The 21,750-nt window shown below is 41.3% G+C and carries 19 protein-coding genes and 3 pseudogenes; 10 read left to right on the top strand and 12 right to left on the bottom strand.

Annotated features, from left to right (window positions below):
- The first annotated feature begins 418 nt into the window (after nucleotides 1–418).
- Nucleotides 419–2,329 (top strand): PP2C family protein-serine/threonine phosphatase, encoded by a 1,911-nt coding sequence (locus OGM63_RS23970; protein WP_263748184.1) that lies wholly within the window; start codon nucleotides 419–421, stop codon nucleotides 2,327–2,329.
- An 849-nt stretch (nucleotides 2,330–3,178) separates the two neighbouring features.
- The gene (locus tag OGM63_RS23965; protein WP_263748183.1) at nucleotides 3,179–3,400 is read left to right on the top strand and encodes a ferredoxin-thioredoxin reductase variable chain; all 222 of its coding nucleotides are present in this window, start codon (nucleotides 3,179–3,181) and stop codon (nucleotides 3,398–3,400) included.
- A gap of 11 nt (nucleotides 3,401–3,411) precedes the next feature.
- Here the strand turns inward: OGM63_RS23965 and OGM63_RS23960 are convergent, their stop codons facing one another.
- Nucleotides 3,412–3,633, bottom strand: coding sequence for a hypothetical protein (locus tag OGM63_RS23960; RefSeq protein ID WP_263748182.1), 222 nt, complete (start codon nucleotides 3,631–3,633; stop codon nucleotides 3,412–3,414).
- Between the two features lie 155 nt (nucleotides 3,634–3,788).
- Here OGM63_RS23960 and OGM63_RS23955 point away from each other — a divergent pair, with 155 nt between their 5' ends.
- Both OGM63_RS23955 and OGM63_RS23950 read left to right on the top strand, forming a co-directional pair.
- Nucleotides 3,789–4,805: an NAD(P)/FAD-dependent oxidoreductase gene (locus OGM63_RS23955; RefSeq protein WP_263748181.1), complete on the top strand. Its 1,017-nt coding sequence runs from the start codon at nucleotides 3,789–3,791 to the stop codon at nucleotides 4,803–4,805.
- Between the two features lie 580 nt (nucleotides 4,806–5,385).
- Nucleotides 5,386–5,760 carry a hypothetical protein gene (locus tag OGM63_RS23950; RefSeq protein ID WP_263748180.1) on the top strand — a complete coding sequence of 125 codons (375 nt, stop codon included), beginning with the start codon at nucleotides 5,386–5,388 and terminating at the stop codon, nucleotides 5,758–5,760.
- A 358-nt stretch (nucleotides 5,761–6,118) separates the two neighbouring features.
- Here the strand turns inward: OGM63_RS23950 and OGM63_RS23945 are convergent, their stop codons facing one another.
- Both OGM63_RS23945 and OGM63_RS23940 read right to left on the bottom strand, forming a co-directional pair.
- Nucleotides 6,119–6,301: a DUF3140 domain-containing protein gene (locus OGM63_RS23945; RefSeq protein WP_263748179.1), complete on the bottom strand. Its 183-nt coding sequence runs from the start codon at nucleotides 6,299–6,301 to the stop codon at nucleotides 6,119–6,121.
- A gap of 9 nt (nucleotides 6,302–6,310) precedes the next feature.
- A complete protein-coding gene (locus OGM63_RS23940) occupies nucleotides 6,311–6,526 on the bottom strand; it encodes a hypervirulence associated TUDOR domain-containing protein (protein ID WP_263748178.1) in 216 nt (71 codons plus the stop codon).
- A 114-nt stretch (nucleotides 6,527–6,640) separates the two neighbouring features.
- Between OGM63_RS23940 and OGM63_RS23935 the strand changes: the two genes are divergently transcribed.
- Both OGM63_RS23935 and dpdE read left to right on the top strand, forming a co-directional pair.
- Nucleotides 6,641–6,841: a hypothetical protein gene (locus OGM63_RS23935; protein ID WP_263748177.1), complete on the top strand. Its 201-nt coding sequence runs from the start codon at nucleotides 6,641–6,643 to the stop codon at nucleotides 6,839–6,841.
- Between the two features lie 122 nt (nucleotides 6,842–6,963).
- Nucleotides 6,964–10,266: a protein DpdE gene (gene dpdE / locus OGM63_RS23930; RefSeq protein WP_263748176.1), complete on the top strand. Its 3,303-nt coding sequence runs from the start codon at nucleotides 6,964–6,966 to the stop codon at nucleotides 10,264–10,266.
- Between the two features lie 198 nt (nucleotides 10,267–10,464).
- Here dpdE and OGM63_RS23925 read toward each other — a convergent pair whose 3' ends face one another.
- From OGM63_RS23925 to OGM63_RS23905, 5 genes and pseudogenes are all read right to left on the bottom strand, one after another.
- Entirely contained in the window at nucleotides 10,465–10,800 is a 336-nt protein-coding gene (locus OGM63_RS23925) for a ribulose bisphosphate carboxylase small subunit (protein WP_263748175.1), read from the bottom strand.
- A 171-nt stretch (nucleotides 10,801–10,971) separates the two neighbouring features.
- The gene (rcbX, locus tag OGM63_RS23920; protein WP_263748174.1) at nucleotides 10,972–11,376 is read right to left on the bottom strand and encodes a RuBisCO chaperone RbcX; all 405 of its coding nucleotides are present in this window, start codon (nucleotides 11,374–11,376) and stop codon (nucleotides 10,972–10,974) included.
- A gap of 100 nt (nucleotides 11,377–11,476) precedes the next feature.
- Nucleotides 11,477–12,907: a form I ribulose bisphosphate carboxylase large subunit gene (locus OGM63_RS23915; RefSeq protein ID WP_263748173.1), complete on the bottom strand. Its 1,431-nt coding sequence runs from the start codon at nucleotides 12,905–12,907 to the stop codon at nucleotides 11,477–11,479.
- A 1,041-nt stretch (nucleotides 12,908–13,948) separates the two neighbouring features.
- Nucleotides 13,949–14,147, bottom strand: a pseudogene (locus OGM63_RS23910) (IS1634 family transposase); the annotation flags it as partial.
- Nucleotides 14,148–14,404: 257 nt separating this feature from the next.
- On the bottom strand, nucleotides 14,405–16,297 hold the full coding sequence (locus tag OGM63_RS23905) for an energy transducer TonB (RefSeq protein ID WP_263748172.1): 1,893 nt from the start codon (nucleotides 16,295–16,297) through the stop codon (nucleotides 14,405–14,407).
- 314 nt (nucleotides 16,298–16,611) lie between these two features.
- Here OGM63_RS23905 and OGM63_RS23900 point away from each other — a divergent pair, with 314 nt between their 5' ends.
- From OGM63_RS23900 to OGM63_RS23890, 3 genes and pseudogenes are all read left to right on the top strand, one after another.
- Nucleotides 16,612–17,265: a MotA/TolQ/ExbB proton channel family protein gene (locus OGM63_RS23900; protein ID WP_263748171.1), complete on the top strand. Its 654-nt coding sequence runs from the start codon at nucleotides 16,612–16,614 to the stop codon at nucleotides 17,263–17,265.
- Nucleotides 17,249–17,653, top strand: coding sequence for an ExbD/TolR family protein (locus tag OGM63_RS23895; RefSeq protein ID WP_263748170.1), 405 nt, complete (start codon nucleotides 17,249–17,251; stop codon nucleotides 17,651–17,653). Before OGM63_RS23900 ends, OGM63_RS23895 begins: the two co-directional genes overlap by 17 nt.
- Nucleotides 17,654–17,848: 195 nt before the next feature.
- A pseudogene (locus OGM63_RS23890) lies at nucleotides 17,849–18,091 on the top strand (AMP-binding protein); the annotation flags it as partial.
- 237 nt (nucleotides 18,092–18,328) lie between these two features.
- Here OGM63_RS23890 and OGM63_RS23885 read toward each other — a convergent pair.
- The 4 genes from OGM63_RS23885 to OGM63_RS23870 form a co-directional block, all read right to left on the bottom strand.
- Nucleotides 18,329–19,231 carry a sulfotransferase family protein gene (locus OGM63_RS23885; protein WP_263748169.1) on the bottom strand — a complete coding sequence of 301 codons (903 nt, stop codon included), beginning with the start codon at nucleotides 19,229–19,231 and terminating at the stop codon, nucleotides 18,329–18,331.
- A gap of 45 nt (nucleotides 19,232–19,276) precedes the next feature.
- The gene (locus tag OGM63_RS23880) at nucleotides 19,277–19,426 is read right to left on the bottom strand and encodes an adenylyl-sulfate kinase (protein WP_263748168.1); all 150 of its coding nucleotides are present in this window, start codon (nucleotides 19,424–19,426) and stop codon (nucleotides 19,277–19,279) included.
- A 74-nt stretch (nucleotides 19,427–19,500) separates the two neighbouring features.
- Nucleotides 19,501–19,704 (bottom strand): hypothetical protein, encoded by a 204-nt coding sequence (locus OGM63_RS23875; protein ID WP_263748167.1) that lies wholly within the window; start codon nucleotides 19,702–19,704, stop codon nucleotides 19,501–19,503.
- Between the two features lie 290 nt (nucleotides 19,705–19,994).
- Entirely contained in the window at nucleotides 19,995–20,324 is a 330-nt protein-coding gene (locus OGM63_RS23870; RefSeq protein WP_263748166.1) for a hypothetical protein, read from the bottom strand.
- A gap of 788 nt (nucleotides 20,325–21,112) precedes the next feature.
- On the opposite strand from OGM63_RS23870, the pseudogene OGM63_RS23865 reads away from it, so the two are divergent.
- Nucleotides 21,113–21,361 (top strand): annotated as a pseudogene (locus tag OGM63_RS23865) (hypothetical protein); the annotation flags it as partial.
- Nucleotides 21,362–21,750: the final 389 nt, after the last annotated feature.

Here is a 21,750-nt window from a genome sequence, read left to right as displayed (position 1 = left end):
GGGGAGGGGGGAAAGAAGAATAATTGTTTTTGTCTTTTTGTCTTCCTCCCAAATGATGAAATTTATGCTAGTGTTTCGGCTATAATTGCAGAATTGAATTTTCGACTACATTGTGGCGATCGCACAAACAGACAGAGATGAAAGTCAAATTAAGTAAGTGAAAATAATTAAATTTAAATAGCATTGTAGAAGTAATCTATACCAGAAAATCTGATTATAACTTACTCAAAACAATCAAAAAGTTTGTTCGCGAGTGCGTATGAATGCGATTGAGAAGGATAAAAAAAGAAATCTGACAAAAAGCACAACTTTTGTCAAGTATCAATTTCATCCTTGATACTTGACACTTCATCCTTGAGCTGACAGCCAGATGTAATCGAAATTCAGCGGTTGATTTAAACCTTTAACTTCTAGGTGCATGATTTCACAAGAGCGGATAATTTATTGCACAAATCCAGGTTGTAGTAATCCCATTAATTCTGTGGGTGACAGCAGATTATGTGCAAGTTGTCAAATTCCTTTAGTTCATCGTTATATTTGGTCTACTGGAGAACATCAAGCCATTAGACCGGGAGAACTAATAAAAGATAGATATGAGGTAATTACATCACAAATTTGGCTGGATATTCAACCCCTCCAGCTGCCAGACATACCCGAAGAATTACCAAAAGCAATTATTCCTTATTTACGCTTATCAAGCGATCGCTCCCATCTGCCTCAAGTTTATGGATTTGCGGGTGATATACTTTTACTGGAAAATGTACCGATAGATGAAACGGGAAATTTATATCCAGCGATCACCGAGGCATGGGAACAAGCAACCCCAGTCCGACAAGTAAACTTTCTGTGGCAAATTATTCAACTTTGGCAACCTCTATCAGAATTTGGAGTTGCCCTGAGTTTACTGTTTCCCGACAACCTGCGAGTGCAAGGTTGGTGTGTGAGACTCTTGGAACTTTATGAGTCAGAACAGCCGAGTCTTCAACAGTTGGGTGAGTGCTGGAAGCCGATTGTCGCTGTGGCTAAATCAGAAGTAGCACCAGCTTTGCAAAAAATAGTCGATTCTATGTGCCATCAGGGTGAAATTGAGTTGAAAGCGATCGCAACTCAACTTAATCAGTTATTACTATCATTAGCAGCGCAATTGCCATTAAATCTAAAAGTGGCAGGGGCAACAGATAGCGGTCCCCAACTCAAGCAAAATGAAGATACTTGTTATCCCATAGCCTTTGGTAACTCAGACGATCCCTTACTACCCCGCTTATCGATTGTTTGCGATGGTATCGGCGGACACGAAGGTGGCGAAGTTGCCAGCCAATTGGCAGTACAATCTCTGAAGTTGCAAATTCGCGCTTTACTAGCAGAAGTAGCAGAACAAACTGAACTAGTATCCCCAGAATTGTTACAGCAGCAACTAGAAGCAAGTTTGCGGGTTGTAAATAACGTGATTTGTGCCTGCAACGACGAGCAAAAACGCCAAGCTAGAGAACGCATGGCAACAACCGTCGTTATGGCTCTACAAGTGCCGCAACAAGTCGAGATAACCCCTGGATGCTACTCACAGAATAGCCATGAACTTTACTTGGCAAGTATCGGTGATAGCCGCGCATACTGGATTACACACAACTACTGCCAACTACTGACAGTAGATGATGATGTGGCATCGCGGGAAGTACGCTTTGCCCGCAGTCTGTATCGCAAAGCACTACAACGTCCAGATGCTTATGCACTTACCCAAGCTTTGGGAACAAAAGATGGTGAATTTCTACGTTTTGTAATTCAGCGATTTATCTTAGAAGAAGATGGCATATTAATGCTGTGTTCCGATGGAGTCAGCGATCATAATTTGGTGGAAAATCACTGGACAGAATATGCACTACCAGTCTTAAAAGGTGAAATTTCACTAGAAGATGCAGCTGACAACTGGATTAATTTGGCAAATCAGAAAAATGGTCATGACAACGCAACGGTAGTGCTTACCCATTGCCGTGTATCTCCAGAATACTTGGTGAGCGTAACTTCCTCCCAGCCGCCAGTCGAAATCCAAGAAAAACCAGAAGAAGCACAACCAGAGTTGGCAGATAGTTCTCAAGCGCTACTAGATTTAGATATTCCATCAGCCGAAGAACCTGCCGTTTCTGCAACTCCAACTGAAGTGAAAAAACCACGTCGGGGTAAGGTTTGGGTGCTACTGTCCGGAGTGTTGGCGTTGCTGGTAGGAAGTACAATGGGATTGTTTGCTTGGTCGCAACTTAATCCTCATTCCTTCCAGCAAAGATGCCAGCAACTTCCTCAAAAAGTGCAACAACTATGTCCACCTGGGAAGTAGGGAGAGTGCTCTTGAGTGGGGGAAATATTTCCCTTTTCCCCTTCCCTCCTGCCCAATGCCCCATTTGTTGTAAAATTAATCTTGGCGTTAAGACGCACTTAAAAAGCGTCATCGGGTTGTTCCTTCCTTATCAGCCGACCCATCCTAATCAGGAAAATGGTTGTACTCTTCGGAGTATAAGGTAACGCCTCATGTCCATCGCCATGAGGTGTGAGTTCTCGCTTTGTTTAACGCTCTTGAAATCGAAGATAAAAAATGAGACTTCTTGCTAAAGTACCTGACGACTCTGATGTTGCCGTCTAATTACTATTAAAGCCTACACGGGCTTTGAATGATAAGCGATCGCGCTGACGGGAGTTCAGAATTTCGGGGCTTTGTTTTGAGCGCAGGTACTTAAGCATTAATCTTTGCCAAAGCAAGCAGTCTATTTTGAAATCAATGCAAGTCAGAAACCCTAGCCTAAAGGCATAGGGCTTGAAAGAGAAATCTAACAAGCCATTCTGACCCGTCTAAGTATTAACTGCTACGTTATTTGAGTCACGACACCTTGGGATACGCAGCCAGTCCCCTGCTCTGTCGCTTGTAATTAAACAGTTCTAAGGTCACTGGAACAGTGTTGCAAGCCCAACAAGCTCTTATAACTTTGACAAGGCTAACATAACCCCGAAAGGGAGGCTACCGAAGTAGCAAAACCGTTATGCGTACAGGGTTGTGAGATTTGAAATGGTAATTGTCGAGCGCGAAAGTGCAATACAATAGCACACCGAATTAAACAATTCCCTTGCGCGGTAATGGAGCAAATATAAAGCCGTCCTAGAAGGACGGGGTTTCAAACCGCAAGGAGTTTCGATGAAAATTGGCGATCGCGTCCGCGTTAAAGAATCCGTACTAATTTACCATCATCCTGAGCATCGCAGTCAGCCTTTTGATATCAAAGGGTCAGAAGGGGAAGTAGTGCAAATTGCAACCGTTTGGAAAGATAAACCTATTAGCGCTAACCTGCCGTTCGTAGTACAGTTTACTAAAAAATTTAAGGCTCACTTACGCGATAATGAGTTAGAAATAATATAATTTTAAGTCTCTTATCGGCGGCGAAACAAACGGAAAATATTTAATTCGCCGCGCATTTTCTCTAATTCTTGACGGTTTTGTTCTGCTGTGATATGATACCATTCACAATGACGCTTAAACTCTGAACGCCCTCGAACTTCGTGATAAAACTGATGAGTAGTTTGGTGAGCGGCAAAAGTTTCCTCAATTTCCGGTTGAGGAACCCGAAGAATATACGGTAAGTTTTTACTCATTTTTTTATAGTTACTCAGAAATTTGGGATTTTGTAACTGTTGAAATTATAGCGATTTATGAATCGCCCTCAGGCTGCTTCCTCTGCGGTTAGTTTGACATTAAATTAATATATGATCATCTCACGCACTCCTAGCAGAGGCGCAAAGAAAGAATTATGACTGATGTTGCTGTAATTGGTGCTGGGATGGCAGGTTTAGTATGCGCCCAGCAGTTAAGTCAAGCTGGATACTCAGTATTGGTGGTAGAAAAATCGCGTGGTTTGGGTGGACGAGTTGCTACACGACGTTTACATAATACTTGTGCGGATCATGGTGTGTGTTATTTGAAGCCAAAGGGTGAATTGTTGAGGCGTTTTGTTGAGTTGTTGAGCCGCCATCATATTCTAGAAGTGTGGACAAATGAGCCAGATGCAAATTATATTGCACCAGAAGGAATGAGTGCGATCGCCCTTTTTCTCGCTCAAAATTTAGAAATTTACCGAAATCAACGTGTCGAAGCTATTACCCCAACTGCTGATCGTAAATGGCGTCTGACTTTTGAATCCAGCAATGAAGAGTTAACCGCTGCATCAGTCGTTGTCGCGATTCCTGCACCTCAAGCTTTCACGCTTTTAGCACCTTTAGGCGATTTAGTCAATAAAGCTTTTCTAGATAACTTGGGTTCTATAGAATTTTACCCCAGTCTCACCGTTATGGCTGGGTATCCCGCCGACTCCCAGCCACTTCCGGAGTGGAAAGCCTTAACTTTTGTTGACAATCCTGATTTAGCTTGGATTGGTTTAGATAGCAGCAAGCGTCACAATTCGCAGCAACCGCTTTTTGTAATCCAAAGTAGCGCTGATTTCGCACAGCATTATTTAGAATCTCCTGATTTACACCCAGCCGCACAGCAAATGTTGCAACGCGCAAGTGAGTCTGTGCAACTTTCTTGGCTGGCTACTCCCCAATGGATGCAAGTACATCGCTGGCGTTATGCTTTTCCTCGCAATCCTTGGGACAAAGCTTTTTTATCTGCGGAAAGTTTTTTACCTTTAGTGTGCTGTGGTGATTGGTGTGGTGGCAAACTTGTTGAAGGTGCGATGCTTTCGGGATTAGCTGCTGCTGAGGAAGTTAATAGTAAGATGAGAAATCTACCTTTAAGCGGCTTAAATTTTTTAGAATTTCTTAAGTAATCATTTAATCTGTGGCTCAATTAATTTGCAATGATAGTAAGTTGTTAGGTTTGTAACTTAGACAATTAACTCACAAAAGATTTCTAGCGCTTCTCGGTTTTGCATCATCCGCAGAAGGGCAGATTTTCATGATGGCAAAAAGCTATTTTTTCGGCAATTAGAAATGGTAGAAGGAGATTTAGCGAAAAAACTACTAAGGAATGTAAATTATAAAAAAAGTAGCAACTCATTCAATATTTTTTTATAATTAATATTTGTTCTTAATGATTGAAATTGATCCCTATTAGTTTATGATGCGTTTTATGTAGTTTTGCCCCAAATTTTTATAAGTTTGAAATAATTGGCATTATGGAAAGATAGAAATTACACTTAATGAGTGTAGTGAGTATTATTTCAGATATTTTACTGTTAAATAGTAAAAATCTGAATTGAAATAAGTGCAGGAACTTATCTGTTGACTGTAACAAAAGAAAAACTAGTTTTCGGGTTTTAGCATCTAAGTAATTGTTACGGCGACATTGGCATTAAGATTTTCTACCCTGAACCGATTATTAGCAGGATCAAACGGAACTAAAACGTTATGCAAACAGTAGTAAAGTTAACACCACAATCAGTTGTAGGAGAGATTGAAAGCGTTTTGGATACTTATCCATACAATCCTTATCAACAAGCTTTTGCTATTCCTGATTTGCGGGAAGAATTAATTTGCTTTGTTCTGGGTCGCATTCCTTGTCTTTATAGTACAACTGATGATAAATCGCTTCCTAACTACCAGCTAGACCAAGAGTGTTTGTTAAACTTTAAGTTACCTCGTAGTCCTTTAGAACAAACCCTATACTTGCAAAATTTAATTCACCAAGGCATTTCTTCAATCATGAAAGAAAAATCGGATTGGATTAGCGATCGCCTTGAAACAGTCCAAGTAGATTCTCAACCATCATACTGGTTTGGTTGAATTAAATTAATAGTATAGACGTCTCTACTATTAATAAGACATAGACGTGAAAATGAATGTAGAGACGTAAGCTAGCTACGTCTCTACAAAGCAATGCTACGTCTCTTGGGGTTTTGGATAACGCATATTTAATTTTCAAATAGGTTGTCTATAGTAGAGACGTTCGGTGCGGAACGTCTCTACCTTTTATTTTTTACCTGAGTGACGATGTACATAACTGACGACTTTTTTCATGTGCGATAAATCCGGGGTGTGTGTAGTCATCTTTTTTCTTGTGCAATAATTCAATCTTTCATCTCCAGAAAACAATGTAGAGACGCGAAATTTCGCGTCTCTAGGGGTTTTGGTTGACGCATATTTAATTTTCACGTCTAGGTTTAATGACGCGTTTACCGGATTTATGTCCGATTGACTCATCATCATCTTTTTTTTGTCCTACAGATTGAGATTCCTCTGTTTTCAGCCAAGATTCGAGTTCCTTTGGTGTCATATTCACACAAGGGTGAAACTCGGAAATCACCGATTTGACATCTTTACTCATAACGCTAGATTACTCTTCGATTTTCTCAAGAGAACCAGGTTTGTGAGCTGCTTCTTTGCCGGTTTTATCGCTTTTAACCAAATACTCAGGATTATCTTTTGAGGCAGCAACGTGATGTCCTTTAATCTCTGTGGATGAGGTGAGTTTCTTTTCCACTTCACCAGTGGTTTCACCTTGGGAAGTCTTCCACTTAACTTTGTCACCTTTTTTCAATTCGTCACTCACGGGTTTTTCCTGTTGAACGTTTTATACCCGTTAATTATGTTGAGCCTATCAGAAAAATTAATCAGTCGCTTGACAGAAGTTGCATTACTTTACGTGTAGGATGCAGAAGAGCGAATGGTAGGTCTGATACGTCATTTTACTGTAGAGATGCCTATGCGCGGAACGTCTCTACAGTGGAATGACGAAAAGTTGAGATATCCACAAATTTCAACCCGTCGGCGCGTGATGGCGGAAGTAAGTTATGGTAAGCTAGGCAATCGGACTTGCCTATCAATTAAAGGTGAACCTCAAAAGCCGTATCTAAAGAGCGTATAACGTGATTATGTTGCGCTATCACATATACAAACTATTATTAAGTTTGGCGAAAAGTGTGAATTTTCTGCTTTGAGTAAATTTATCAAAGCGGTTGACCGTGACGAAATTATGAGACAGTGGATATGATTCAAGTTGGTTCATTAGTGCGATCGCGCAATAACAATCTGGGAATAGGCAAAGTTACTCAAATAGCCGAGCAATCGGTAGTTGTAGAATATTTTTGCTCATTAGGAAAGCGGATTTCAAATACGTTACCTTTAATTTCCCTGTCTCAAGTGAGAATTCAGCGTCAAACTCGCTGTTATATCAAATTAGACAATGAAGATCGATGGGGAATCGGCAGAATTTTCGCTTGGGATGAAGACCACGATTTATATCAAGTTGATTTACCAGATAAAAAGACCGTATTGGTAACTGAACAAGAAGTTTACGTGCGTTGCGATTTACCAATTGAAGACCCAATTGATATTTTAGCGATGAAGGGTCAAGAAACCCCGTACTTCCACGAAAGACGACTTGCCTTAGTGAATTGTTTGATGTCGCAACGCTCTGTCAGTCGGGGCATGACAGGCTTACTTTCTGCTAACATTAAACTTTATCCCCACCAAGTTGAAGTTATCCGCAGAGTCCTAGAAGACCCAATTCAACGCTACTTATTAGCAGATGATGAGGGATTGGGAAAAACGATTGAAGCCGGTGCTATTCTGCGGCAATATTTGTTAGATGAACCCCAGGGAACAGCTTTAGTAGTAGTACCGCAATATTTACTTGAACAATGGCATCAAGAGTTAGAAAATAAATTTTATATCTCTCATTTTCCTGATAGAGTGAAAGTGGTAGCGGTGGAAGATGTGCAAAAAATTAACCGCAACGCAGATATAAATTTTGTAATTTTCGATGAAGCTGACAAAATTGCCGCAATGGCGTACTCATTAGACGCATCAGAACGCCAGCGTTTTGCGATTTACAAACACATAGCTCATAAATGCGATCGCCTGCTTTTACTTACTGCTACCCCACTATTAAACCACGAGCGCGATTATCTGACCATGCTACATCTGTTAGATCCTGACATCTATCGGATGGATGATTTGTCTTCCTTTCGCACCAAAGTGCAAAACCGTGCCGCAATTGGTAGAATTTTACTTTCCTTGGAAAATGCAGATTCTGTTGTTTTGAAAGACAACTTAAATCAACTCCGAAAGCTTTTTCCCAAAGATACTTATTTACTGAATTTAGCAGACCAGCTAGAAAATTTAGAAACAGCCACCGACCCAGAAAAAATCATCAGAGCAATTCGCACCCACATCAGCGACACCCATCGACTTCATAGACGAATCCTCCGCAATCGTCCTGCTTGGGTAGAAGATGTAATCCTTGAGAGAAATATTACACCCAAAGCCGAGTATGATTTAGATGAGCGTTCAATAGACATTCACGAATCTATTGAAAAGTGGCGTAGCCTTGCTCCCAAGGAAAAAGAGTATCAGCGCATATTTCTGCTTTTATTTCTGGCTTCTGGTACTTGGTTTGGTCTTTTAGAACAGGTTATCACCGCACGGTTAAAGAACTCTTCTCGCAAAGAGTTAATTCAAGACTTTGATGAGGAAAGCATTTCCATGCTTACTGATACTCCGAAATTTGCTTCGGAAGAAGAGATTTTAGAGTCTTTGCTAAAAATTGTTCGACAACCCTCAGAAGATGGCGATCGCATCGAATTACTCAAAACAGTATTACTTTACCACCTCAGCGAACGCTTTAATTTACAATCTTATCGTTCAAATCTCAGCAAATTACTCGAACAAGTACAGCGACGCATTACAAGACCAATACCGGGTGATACACTCCCAAAAATTGTTGTATTTACCCGCTTTCCCCAAGTAGGGGCAGAAATCGTCCGTTGTTTGAGAAGCAGTTTTGGGAAAGCAACTGTCGCAACTCATCAAGTGGGACAAACTCGTGCTGAAGTTGAAAAGAATCTTAAACAATTCAAAAACGATCCAAAGTGTTTTATTCTGGTTTGTGATTCTGCTGCCGAAGAAGGTCGTAGTTTACAATTTGCCGACTGGATGATTCATTTTGACATTCCTTGGTCGCCAAATTGCCTGGAAAAAAGAATCAGTAGGATAGACAGCATCTACACTACACATAAAATTGAGTTAACAGTATTTGCCGGTCCAGATTTAGAAGATAGTCCCCACGATGCTTGGTATCGTTTGTTAAAAGAAGGTTTAACAATCTTTCAACAATCAATTACTAGTCTTCAGTTTTATGTAGATACAAAATTGCCGCAACTTGAAGCAAAGCTGTTTGAAACTGGCGCAAATGGACTAATAGAAAGTATACAACAAATTCCAGGTGAAATCGCCACCGAAAAAATCAAACTGAACGAGCAAAACGTTTTAGATGAGATTGATATTCTTGATGAAGATGCTATCCAGTATTTTACAGCATTAGATAATTATGATGCTCAATATCAAGAAATACAGCGATGTGTAGAAGGATGGATTTGTGAAGCTTTAGAATTTAAGCAAGTTTATAAAACCGATTTCACTGGAATACAGCGCTACCAACCAACAATGCGTACCTTGCTTCCAGTAGATGAATTGAGAACTTACTTCAACACTTTTGCAGAGACATTTGGTACTTTTAACCGCAAATTAGCAAATCAAAATTCTGATATCAATCTCTATAGAATTGGTGAAGAATTTCTGGAATCATTAGCATCATACATTCACTGGGATGACAGAGGTCAAGCTTTTGCACTATGGCGATTTGATAAATCTTGGGATAATAGTGAAGGTAAGGAATGGTTTGGTTTTAGATTCAATTATATCATTGAAGCAAATTTAACTTACCTCAAAAACGACACCAAATATCACATTCTCAAGCGTCGGGCTGATGGCTTATTTCCCCCAAGAATCGAGTCTATTTTCGTTGATGCAGTTGAGCCTATGTCTGTAGTGCAAAATGAAGAATTATTAACTATTTTGCAGCGTCCTTATAGAGGTAAAGGTGGCATTCAATACCGTGATTATAATTTAGCCAAAAGTCGCTTATCAATAATTGATAACTTTGTTGAAGCTAATAAATGGCAAGACTTTTGCTATCAAGCGCGTCAAACTTCTTTGGAACTACTCCAGCAGCGTCCTGATTTTCTGGAATTGTGCGAAAAACAGGGGAAAATAGCTGAAGATAAATTAAATAAGCGCATTGAACAGTTACAGTTGCGGCTTAATCAACTTGTTGAAAACAAAGAAAGGTCTGATTCTGAGCTAGCAGAAGAAATTGAGACAGAAACTGACTTAATACAACTAATTATCGAAGGAATTCGCCATCCTTCTATTCGTCTTGATTCTGTTGGTTTTATTGTCGTTTCTGGATGTCTTCCGACTCAATCTGATGAAGAAGGCGATATTTTTTAAATTCGTAGTGAGGACTTCAGTCCTCTTCTTATTAAGATAACGACTGAAGTAGTAGGGTGCGTAAATTCGTAGTGAGGACTTCAGTCCTCTTCTTATTAAGATAACGACTGAAGTCGTTACTACGAAAATAAGAGAGGTAGATAATTCTACCTCTCTATCTCAAGTCAAGTTAAAAGGTAATTCTTACTTTTACCTTTTTTAGTATCTGCTGCTGCCGGGTTTGTGAACAATAAAGCTGAGAATTTGGCACTGCTTGATGTTATCAAAACCCACAACCCGGACGAAGCTGGTGGAAAATTGAGAACGGCAAGCTTGAACTTCGCTCAACACTTCTTGTGTTGATTTAGCGTTGAACAAAGGCAGTTTCCACATTGTCCAGTAGAATTCGTTTGGCTCTGATTTTTCGTTAAATTCGATAGCGGGAATGTAACCTTGGTCTAAGATGTACTGCACTTGCTTGGCGATTTGAGCGTCAGACAGAGGAGGCAGGTAAGAAAGGGTTTCGTAACGACGCTCTTTTGGTAAGGTTTGCATAGCTGGTAATAAAGGAGGGCAATTTTTGACTACAAAGGTGTTGGTTGTTAGGAGTTAGGAGTTAGGAGTTAGGAGTTAGGAGTTAGTTGTTAGTTGACGGTTAACAGTTAACAGTTATCCACTATTCACCAACCACTATCCACTATCCACGCTCCCACCAACCACTATTGACTAACTTGATGAGTTATCCAAATTTGGATCTGAAGCTGTTTGTTCTGATTCTGGGCTGGGTATCGACATATTTAATTGCGTAATTCGCTCTAAATGCTGACGACGGTGTTCTGTATTTGCTTGGCTGATGCCGATACGAATCATTTCGGGTAAGAAGTCGCTGACTTCGTTGGCAATATGTTCCCTCACAGTCATGATCCGCAAAGCCAAATCTGGCTTTTCTTGGAACAAACTTTGGATGTAAGCTTCTCCATCCTGAATTTTGTCAGCGGAGAAGTTGTGCAGCCAAAACGCCAAGGGAGGATTCGTTTCGCCAAGTTGAGTTAACACCGTCCGCACTGCTTGATAAGTTAGGTAGCTAGAAAGCGTTTTAACTGTATCCTTCGCAATTTGTTTTAAATCCATGCTTGACCCAGCCCAAAAGAGTTATGAGTTATGAGTTATGAGTTATGAGTTATGAATTAATTTAACTCCTAACTCCTAACTTCTAACTCTTAACTTCAAATCAGACGGTATCCATTGCCTCGAACTCAAACTTGATTTCTTTCCACAGTTCGCAAGCAACAGCCAATTCTGGAGACCACTTACAAGCTTCGCGGATAACGTCGTTACCTTCGCGAGCGAGGTTGCGTCCTTCGTTACGGGCTTGGATACAAGCTTCTAAAGCAACGCGGTTAGCGGTTGCACCAGGAGCGTTACCCCAAGGATGTCCGAGAGTACCACCACCGAATTGTAGTACGGAGTCGTCACCGAATATTTCGACTAGTGCGGGCATGTGCCATACGTGGATACCACCAGAAGCAACTGCCATTACACCAGGCATGGAAGCCCAATCTTGGGTGAAGTAAATACCGCGTGACTTGTCTTGCTCTACGTAGTTTTCGCGGAGTAGGTCAACGAAGCCCATTGTGATACCGCGTTCACCTTCCAGCTTACCAACAACGGTTCCGGTGTGGATGTGATCGCCACCAGACATCCGCAAGCACTTAGCTAATACACGGAAGTGGATACCGTGGTTCTTTTGACGGTCGATAACGGCGTGCATAGCGCGGTGGATGTGCAGCAATATACCGTTCTTGCGACACCAGATAGCCAAGGTGGTGTTAGCGGTGAAACCTGCTGTCAGGTAGTCATGCATGATGATGGGCATTTTGAGTTCTTTAGCGAACTCAGCCCGTTCCAACATTTGTTCGCAGGTAGGAGCGGTAACGTTGAGGTAGTGACCTTTGATTTCGCCGGTTTCAGCTTGTGCTTTGTGGATGGCTTCTGATACAAACAGAAAGCGATCGCGCCATCTTTGGAATGGTGCTGAGTTGATGTTTTCGTCGTCTTTGGTGAAGTCCAAACCACCGCGCAAGCACTCATAAACGGCACGTCCGTAGTTCTTCGCGGACAAACCGAGCTTGGGCTTGATGGTACAACCCAACAAGGGACGACCATATTTGTTTAATTTGTCACGTTCAACTTGAATCCCGTGAGGAGGACCTTGGAAAGTCTTGAGGTAAGCAACAGGAATCCGCAAGTCTTCCAAACGCAGCGCCCGCAATGCTTTGAAACCAAATACGTTACCTACAATCGAGGTCAACATGTTGGTTACAGAGCCTTCCTCAAACAAGTCTAGAGGATAAGCAACGTAGCAAATGTACTGATTGTCTTCGCCGGGAACTGGTTCGATGTCGTAGCAACGACCTTTGTAGCGGTCAAGGTCGGTTAACAAGTCAGTCCATACTGTTGTCCAAGTACCAGTGGAAGACTCAGCAGCTACTGCTGCACCAGCTTCTTCGGGAGGAACTCCAGGTTGGGGAGTCATCCGGAATGCTGCCAAAAGGTCTGTATCTTTAGGTGTGTAGTCTGGGGTGTAATAAGTTAATCTGTAATCTTTTACCCCAGCCTGATAACCTGATTTCGACTGAGTCTTCGTTTGCGCGTAAGACATACTTTATCCTTCCAACAAGTCAATCTTTATTTACAAGCAAATTACGTACTGTGCAATTTTCCCTCACCAGAATTTTCCCCCCAACAAGCAGTGAGAAGATTCCGGAAAATTTTTCTTAAGGGTTGCTTTTAACAATGGGTAGCGGTTTTTTGATTCACACTTAGTTGAGTTAGTAATCTTCCTCATCAGTGCTTTTCATTTGTATGAACGCAAGATGCGCGTATACTTTTCCATCGTCCCATGAATGTAAATTCTTTTTTATCTCTTTTTCGCACTCTACTAAAAATAGCTCAACTGAGCGATCGCCTTTTGAAAGTAAATTCACTGCTAAAGCTTGGCTGGTATATATTACCGGTTCCTTTACCCCACACCTCTTTACCCGTTTCCGAGCAACAGACAAGGAGAAACTTTTTTTCAGAGCTGATTTAGCAGAGTCGTGAACGAAAGACAAAAATTGCACACCACGTAATTTGTATCTTGTTCCACAATATATCAAGAATTCGATAAGTTATTCTTCTAATCTTCTTAACTCTTTTATTTAAATTTATTATTTAATGTCAAAATTTAACATTTTATTAAGATATCTTTACAAAAGACAAGTAATAATAGTACGGAATTATTCAAAAAACCTGCTTTAGAAGCAAGGAGAGTGAAAACTTAGGCAAAGTTACTCGGTTTTTAGGATAACACCCCTGCGATCGCAGGGAAATACTGACGTAGAACCGAAGTTTCACAGCAGAAACATGGCGATACTCCTCTGCGTTAAGATTGTAAAGTTTTCTTGAGTGTTGAAGCAGCGAGAATATTAATTCCTTAACTTCAAACCCAGCATTGAATTTTACGCGCCTTTAGCGAATCAGACCTTGAGGTTGACGCCGAAATGTGGAATGATATAAAACTTTGAGGTATCGGCGGTAATTTACCCAATTTTTCGGTAAGACCAAAACAGTATGGGCGTAAGTCTACTACTGTGGGGGCTGTGGTTGTTGAAGGGAGAAGCCCACACTCTACTTGATCGAGAGTGAGTGTGTGGTAGTTCACTTAAGAAAGAAGATAATGTTTTCGACAAGGGGCACCAAAAAACTGGAGAATCCATTGCCAATCCTTTGGTTAAGTTGGCAATTTGCTTGATTTGGGCGATCGTAACCAAATGAATCGACATAAAACATTGAAACACCCAACCTAAGGTGGGAGTAGAAGTTGGTTTACCCAACTGATTGTCAATAGTTTTTTTTGCTCGTTCTCAGCTCGACTTGATCCATTTTGATCTACGGGTCATCACAAATTTAGGCGATCGCTAAAAGATGTGGGTTCTGTTGCATATATAACATTTAAATACAGTGCCACCTAATGTGTCACTCATGTTATTCTGGGAAAAAAGACCATTTTATACTCTTTTACCAGAGAACGCTTCTATTTTGGAGACGTTTAATACTTGCCTACTACCTTGCCAAAGAGTGACAGCTTCCGTAACACTACCCCTATCCGGAATGTCTATTATTCAGCCTCTGGATCACTACTAGGTGCAGTAGGTGTAGATTCGCGACTGCGCCGCAACACGCTACGCAAACGACTACTAGTATCTGAAGACTGATTTGATTGATTTAATTCCCGTCTCCTTCTTATAGGTGCTTGCTGTTCTCCTGATGTTCTGACATCAGCAGTTACTTCCCTGCGTTTGCGTGGTGTTGATGCAGGTGACTCTGAATTATTTTCTACGCCACGACGACGCAAGCGACTACCAATAGAACTTTGTTCAGAATTTCTTACCCGAAGTCTACGTGGTGTTTGATCTTCGTTCCTGGATGCACTAACTTCTGTACGTCGTTGCAAGCGTTGACTCAGGCTGCTACTTCTCGATGACTCGTTAGAAGATGCACTTTCCCCTGATGATTCTAGATTTCGCCGTCTTCTGCCATTCGATACTGGTACATCAGTATTATTACTAGATGATGCTTCTAGATTTCTCCTTCTGCGTCTTGGTGTTTCATTTCCAGAATTATTGTTATCTGAAGATACTGCTATTTGCCGCTGTCTTTCTCGTTCTTCCCGCTGTTGCTGCCTTTGTTGCACTTCACGGTTACGGCGAGAGCCTGCAATCGAGTATTCTGTAGCTATATTAACTCCTTGCCTTCCTTGTTCGGCAGGTTTTAATTTCCACTGCCGCGCTTGTCTGAGATGTTCTTCATCCAACTCGCGATCGCCACTGGAACGAGTCACCACCGCGTTAGTAACATTCCCATTTTTATCTGTATCAACAGCTACCTCTATTCGCCCTTCTGCTTTTCGCCTTCTAGCACCTTCTGAGTATTTAACTTTACAGTCTTTACAGGCGGCTCGACCATCCGCAGAGCCTCCAGATCCACCGTTGCTTTCGGGTTTTTCTACTTGTCTTGGTATCTTGGGTTGTGTTGGGGAAGTGGCTATTTCACGTCTGCCGCTTCCCGTCCCGTTCCCATTAAGCGTACCGTTACCATTACCTGTTCCAAAACCGACGGCGTTACCCGTACCTGTACCAGTACCGCTACCATTGCCATTTCCGTTACCCGTACCTGTACCAGTACCGCTCCCCGTACCGTTACCAGTTCCAGAACCCGAAGCAATGGTGGAATTACCACCACCTGAGGGTTTACTAGAATCGGAAGAACCATTACCAGAAGCTGTTTGAGTGGCTCTTGAATCTCTAATGTTACCTAGCGTGTTTCTCAAGTTATCGCTACTTTCTTGGGTGCTAGTCGATGATTGTACTGGAGTGTTGTTAGTTGCAACTTTCGTAGAACTTTGTGATTCTTGGGGCTGAGTTTTTTCAACAGGCTTTTGATCTAACGTTGTTTCCTTTGGTATGTTATTTACTACTGGCTTTTGTGGTTCCTTGGAAACGACTGGATCTTCCTTTTGCGGTTGTGGTGGAGTGACAGATTGACGTTGCTCCCTCTCAACTAGCTTTTGTGCGGGAGTGAATGCTTGGGGTACGATTGGCTTTTCAATAGGCTCGGACACTCGCACGGGTGCTTGTGGTAAAGCCTGAACGGTTACCGGAAGTTGCGCTTGAATTTGAGGAGATGACTGTGTAGATGAACTCCCCCCAACTGAACCTCCACCACCATTTCCTGCTGATGATGTCAAAATTTCGCTTTCCCCCAATTTATTATCTTCAGGTGAGGGCTTTTTTTCTTCTTTTATTGGTGTTTCCTTGACTTCCGGCTCCACAAAAGTCAACTCAATCGGTTTTGAATCCAGTTCTGGTACTCGCGTCATCATATTACCAATACCAGATGCCAGTACCGCGATGTGCAGCACCAACGAGCCGACTGTGCTATAAACCAAAAAAGTTTTTAGCGCTTTGATTTCTTTCTCTCGCTGCTCTATCGCAATACTGGAGAAACTCATAAACTATTGCTATTTATTTTCACTATTGCCTTTCTACAATAAAACGATTCAGTGCAAAAGTAAACTAATTAGATAAATATTTTATTCACTAATTATGTGATTGACTTTGCCAAAACACTTATGTAGAATAACTTTAGTTTAGTTTCAAGAGAATTCTATTAGTCAAAAATAACAAAAAATTATGTCATTAAGCTTGAAATAGGATTGACATGAGGACTGATTCCATTTTACTGTTTATTGAAAACTAGTATCAATACTAGAATTTTCTACTTATCGATTGTTTTGGGCAAATTCATACTGCTTAGGGGCAAAATATGGGAATAAGTAAGCTGTTTGCCGCTGGGGGCGTGGTGATGTTCCCCCTACTGGCTTTTAGTGTGGTAGCGATCGCCTTAATTGTAGAACGGATTCGTTTTTGGTATCGGATTAATCAACGTCAGAGTCGGGTAGTACGGGAAGTTTTGAATTTATATCGCTTGGATAATGTGGTGGGTGCGCTAGATAAGCTGCTTCATAATGCAGATTTACCCATTGCAAGAATGTTTCTCTCGGCTTTGGAATTAGAACAACCTAATCCAGAGGAATTTCGTTTAGCGTTGGAAAGTGAAGCTCAAGCAGAGATACCCGTTCTCAAACGCTTTAATAATATCTTTGAGACAATCATCTCCCTTGCTCCTTTGTTGGGATTGCTTGGTACAGTATTGGGTTTGATAGCTTCCTTTGCCTCGCTAAATATTGGTGATGTTGGTGGTAGTAGAACTGGAAGCGTCACAGCAGGTATTAGTGAAGCGCTCGTATCGACTGCATCGGGATTAGTTGTAGCTATTTTTACGTTGATGTTTGCCAATACATTTCGAGGACTTTATCAACGTCAAATCGCCTTTATGCAAGAATATGGCGGACAATTAGAACTACTTTATCGTCGTCGTTACGAACGAGGAGAGAAATCTTATGCGACTACCAGATGAACCTGATATTCCACCGCAAATAAATATTGTGCCGATGATTGATGTGATATTTGCGATTCTGACGTTTTTTATCATGTCAACGCTGTTTCTAACTCGACAAGAAGGTTTACCCGTAAACTTGCCGAAAGCTGCCACATCCCAACAATCCCAAGTTCCCACAAGAATCACTGTGACGATAGATTCGCAAGCCCAGGTGAGCTTGAACAAAAAGCCGACAACCATTGATGCGCTGACTGAACAAGTCCGTGGTTTAGTTGGTGCAAACCCTGAGTCGATAGTAGTAATTAATGCCGATGCAGGGGTAGGACACGGTAAGGTTGTAGCGGTAATGGATAAAGTGCGTCAAGTGAAGGGAGCGAGGTTAGCGATCGCTACTCAGAAACAATGAATAAAGGCAATTTCCACTTCGGCACAAGCTGCGATCGCTCTCACGACAACGTAAATTTTGCCTACAGTACAGTCTTTAATGACAGAAAAGACTGAAGAGCGATCGTTGCAGTGGTTGACAACCAACAATCTTGCACAGGGAATAGAAGATCGAATTATACGAGAACAGAAAATAGTAATCGCAAATACAAAAACACTCAGTAGTTGTCAACCGGATGAAGTCGGAGAAATCTGGGTATCTGGACCGAGTGTTGGTCAAGGCTATTGGAATCGTGAAGAAGAGACACAGGAGACATTCCGCGCTTATCTATCAGATACAGGATCTGAACCATTCCTGCGGACGGGAGATTTAGGCTTTTTGCAGAATGGTGAACTATTCATTACAGGTAGAGCGAAAGATTTAATTATCATCAGAGGACGCAATCTCTACCCACAAGATACGGTTGATAGAAAGAGAAACTATCAATCCACCCATTTACCTTTTGGTCAGTGCCTATCAGCCCTATTTGGCACTTTTTCGTATAACGCAGTTTAAGCGATACTTCACTTGAGTTCACCATTGGAAAACTCCCCTTTGCTCTTTCATGAGGTGTTAGTTTGACGTAAAAGCTTTGCTAGCAAAGTATTACACCTTATTTTTATTCTATTTTCTATTTAAGTCCCATTAGGCATCCAGTTACTCTAGCCATTTTGAAAGGTCTTGCTGAAGCTGATCTTGAAGCTTTAAGATGTCTTCTCGGTAAATCTCAATCAACTGCCTTCTTACTTCCGGTTCAAGCAGCTGCTTGTTGAGATTCCAATTGTAGAGATTGACGCCAATACGCCAAAGTAGTTCTTCAGGAAACAACAGCTTAAGGAGAGATTTATTGTCGGGGCTAGCAAGGTTGGTGAGGAATGTGTGCAGAGCCCTATTCCTTGGAATACCAGAAACATTATATTTCAAAGACACATCTGGGGTAAATGTATCATCTACATTCAGGAAGCGAAAGATATCTTGCACTACACACAGAGGATTAGCCTTGAAGTCTTGGTACAGATAGATTCTAATCTGATCTCGATCAAACCTTTGAAAATAGGGCTTTAGGTGGGCATAGTAAAATCCATAATCTATATAGTGACCGCTCAGCAACTCGTTACGAATGCGAACTTCTGCTTCCTGAATCGCTTGAGAAAAATCAGCAAGAGGCTCAACGCGATCCCGGACATAGTGTGAGAAGTGCGAGAATGCCCTCTCAATTGGATCGCGAAGAATAGCTATTACCTTTGCGTTCGGTATGTATTGCTGTATACGTTCAGGAACCCTTGAGTTGTAGAGGTATATGGGGGTTGCTTCACCGATAGCCGTTTCGTTTGAGACCCCTTCGAACTGTGCCTGGTAAGCTTCAATACTAGTGATAGAGAAGAACTTTACCACGTTACCGTCCGGCCTACAATGTTCCCGATTCTTACCCTCGTAGGCAAAAAAGCCCGGTTCTTTTTCGGGGCTCATGTATATTTGCGGGTGCTGCTTTAAATAATTATAGAGTGAAGTCGTTCCAGCTTTTGCTGCACCTATAATGATAAAGTTGGGCATTTTCATAAAGTTATCTCCTTACTTCTGTTTTGGTTACGGTTCTTCACAAAATTAGGTGAAATTTGTTTCTATTACATCGCCATCCAAAACTTCAACTAAACAATTACGTGCTTTTATCTTGCTCTCTACCCCTTTAGCAATAGTAGTTTTGCCAACACCACTTAAATCTGTGAACCACAGGGTTACACCTTTATTTTTCATACTCCATATTTCCTTTGGGAGTTGCATCTGAATACAGGGTGTGAAGTAAAGAAAACAAGAAGTGAGAAACTGAATCATATAATCCCTTTAATTTGTTTGCCCGCATCATAACCCACTGATTGACTCACCATCGCCGCACTCTTGACGCTTTGACTGTCGATAATTGCCTCCGATGGACTTGGATGAGGCTCAATATTAATTATCGTCCACTCTCGCAGTTGACCATGAATGTGCAACCATACTCCATCTTTGCGCCAGTTACGGAAATATCTGTACACTGTCTTGCATTGTGGGGAAAGCCGCCTGTAATGCTCGCCATCGAACTACTTCTACCAGAATATAGAAGATCGTATTTAGAACTTCCCACATATCGACTTCACGCTCATGACCACCGGGTTTGGCTTCTGAAATTATCTGACTCAGAAATTCATATCGGCTCCACGTCAGGTTACTAGCGTAAGCTTTACCCATCTCACTCTCTCTGTGCTGTGTAATATCTATTTGCCGCTTACACTGAGAGAGCTTTTTTACAACCTGACTGACTCTTCAAACACCCTCTGAAGGTGTCTTACTCCACTTCTACTGGCTCAAGGTGTCCAGTGCCTTCTAGGGTTTCAAGGTCAATATTTACAATACATCGAACTTTCACGTAATTGAGCGTCAGATCACCCACCAGGTGAATCTTTCCTGTTTGGCACTCAAAGTTAGCCTCATTCAGATTGGAAGCATCGCGATCAAGCCTGACACCTAGATCAGTGCCTCCTTTAGTATTGGTGAATTTGATATGAACATACCCACGATCAATACTCTCTTTCAAGGCTGGAGCTGTTTTCTCAGGTAGTAGATTGGCTTCAACGGGATGATTACCTTTTGATAATCGTTGCACAAGTTCGTTCATGATAGTCTATCAGTGTTCTTTCCGGGTTGCCAACCAAAGTGCTATGGACTGGTGTCGTTTTTAACTGCTGATACGTTCGCCTCTAGATCCTCAGTCATCTTCACAGACTCATAGAGTGGAATCTCAAATTTCAGCATATTTAGGACTTACGCAACTGACGCATCAGCAGTTTTTTGTCTAATACTTACATCATAAGCTTTACAAATTCAAATCCATGTTTTTAGATATCTGTCACTTGCGTAAGCCATGAATTTTTACAACACAGCTTTCATTCGACTTGAGGGATTTTAGTTTGAGTATTAGGAGATTGTACTATCGAGCTTTAAAAATTTAGCTTATACGCCTGTAAATTTGACACTAACACTTCTGACTTTATATGTCAATAAAGGACTTCCAGAAAATATATTTTATTTTCTGGAAGTCCTTTATTAGCTTACTTACCATTTGAGCCTAGAGTCCTAACAGAAGCGATCGCCAACCCCACCCAGATAATGAGGGCTTGCATAAGCTGATTGGAGTTGAGTGCATACCATACTTGTCATATGGTGCTTTTAGTTACGTCGTAATTTACCGAGACTCGATACTAACATTAAATGTATTTGCCCCTGCTATTTGGATATTTGGCGTTGCTGAATGGGAATATGATTTGGGTGCGGCTCTTGTCAAAAGATGGTATAGTATTCAAGAGTAAAAGTCAGAGTGCTGTCTTCATAAGCTTTTGAAACAATTAAAAGAGCAGTAGTGACAGCCGATGTCTCCCAGTTAAAAATCATATTTCGGTGAGATATATGGAAGCATCTACGATAAGTTCGGGTTTTTTTGAGGAAGCACGCTCGTTTTTTGAGGAGATAGTGATATGGTTGGGTTCAGATGTTGTTTGTGGCTTGGAACATGAGGAGATAGTGATATGGTTGGGTTCAGATGTTGTTTGTGGCTTGGAACATGAAGAAATAGAGAAAAATCTATTTTTGAATGGCAATGAACTATTGAGACGCTTGTTACAAGGTTATTTAGACTCACGTAGCGATGACGAGGTATTGTAAAACTTTAATCATTTTATATTCCTTTATAGTCAAACGTAGTCAAAAACTCCGAGTTGAAAATGTTTACAATTATTTTTATGAAGTGGCATTGACATGAGCATATGTACTAATGTGGAATATGATGACCATAGGTCGATATTTAGAATCCAACGATGCAATTAGTATAAAAGCACGTTATAAATAAATTTCACCCCGATTGGTCAGAATGTGATACTCTGTGTAAAAATTCCAATACCATCCGCAACCAAGGGCTTTATATAGAACCCATTTGGGATCTCTGAAAGCTTAGGCGATCGCTGCTAATATGAATGAGCATAAGTCTGACAAAACACAGATGAATCTTCGCATTAGCATGAGCCAAAGTTCTTTCAAAGTTTTTAGTC

The sequence above is a fragment of the Plectonema radiosum NIES-515 genome, assembly GCF_025753815.1.
In the GTDB taxonomy this organism is placed as follows: Bacteria; Cyanobacteriota; Cyanobacteriia; order Cyanobacteriales; family Nostocaceae; genus Hassallia; species Hassallia radiosum_A.
The sequence above is the reverse complement of the archived record's forward strand: the minus strand, read 5'-3'. Positions and strand labels throughout refer to the sequence as shown.

Excerpts from the sequence above, each read along its gene's own strand:
- OGM63_RS23970 (WP_263748184.1), top strand. The coding sequence starts at position 419 with ATGATTTCACAAGAGCGGATAATTTATTGCACAAATCCAGGTTGTAGT.
- OGM63_RS23965 (WP_263748183.1), top strand. The coding sequence starts at position 3,179 with ATGAAAATTGGCGATCGCGTCCGCGTTAAAGAATCCGTACTAATTTAC.
- OGM63_RS23960 (WP_263748182.1), bottom strand. The coding sequence starts at position 3,633 with ATGAGTAAAAACTTACCGTATATTCTTCGGGTTCCTCAACCGGAAATT.
- OGM63_RS23955 (WP_263748181.1), top strand. The coding sequence starts at position 3,789 with ATGACTGATGTTGCTGTAATTGGTGCTGGGATGGCAGGTTTAGTATGC.
- OGM63_RS23950 (WP_263748180.1), top strand. The coding sequence starts at position 5,386 with ATGCAAACAGTAGTAAAGTTAACACCACAATCAGTTGTAGGAGAGATT.
- OGM63_RS23945 (WP_263748179.1), bottom strand. The coding sequence starts at position 6,301 with ATGAGTAAAGATGTCAAATCGGTGATTTCCGAGTTTCACCCTTGTGTG.
- OGM63_RS23935 (WP_263748177.1), top strand. The coding sequence starts at position 6,641 with ATGGTAGGTCTGATACGTCATTTTACTGTAGAGATGCCTATGCGCGGA.
- dpdE (WP_263748176.1), top strand. The coding sequence starts at position 6,964 with ATGATTCAAGTTGGTTCATTAGTGCGATCGCGCAATAACAATCTGGGA.
- OGM63_RS23925 (WP_263748175.1), bottom strand. The coding sequence starts at position 10,800 with ATGCAAACCTTACCAAAAGAGCGTCGTTACGAAACCCTTTCTTACCTG.
- rcbX (WP_263748174.1), bottom strand. The coding sequence starts at position 11,376 with ATGGATTTAAAACAAATTGCGAAGGATACAGTTAAAACGCTTTCTAGC.
- OGM63_RS23915 (WP_263748173.1), bottom strand. The coding sequence starts at position 12,907 with ATGTCTTACGCGCAAACGAAGACTCAGTCGAAATCAGGTTATCAGGCT.
- OGM63_RS23905 (WP_263748172.1), bottom strand. The coding sequence starts at position 16,297 with ATGAGTTTCTCCAGTATTGCGATAGAGCAGCGAGAGAAAGAAATCAAA.
- OGM63_RS23900 (WP_263748171.1), top strand. The coding sequence starts at position 16,612 with ATGGGAATAAGTAAGCTGTTTGCCGCTGGGGGCGTGGTGATGTTCCCC.
- OGM63_RS23895 (WP_263748170.1), top strand. The coding sequence starts at position 17,249 with ATGCGACTACCAGATGAACCTGATATTCCACCGCAAATAAATATTGTG.
- OGM63_RS23885 (WP_263748169.1), bottom strand. The coding sequence starts at position 19,231 with ATGAAAATGCCCAACTTTATCATTATAGGTGCAGCAAAAGCTGGAACG.
- OGM63_RS23880 (WP_263748168.1), bottom strand. The coding sequence starts at position 19,426 with ATGAAAAATAAAGGTGTAACCCTGTGGTTCACAGATTTAAGTGGTGTT.
- OGM63_RS23870 (WP_263748166.1), bottom strand. The coding sequence starts at position 20,324 with ATGAACGAACTTGTGCAACGATTATCAAAAGGTAATCATCCCGTTGAA.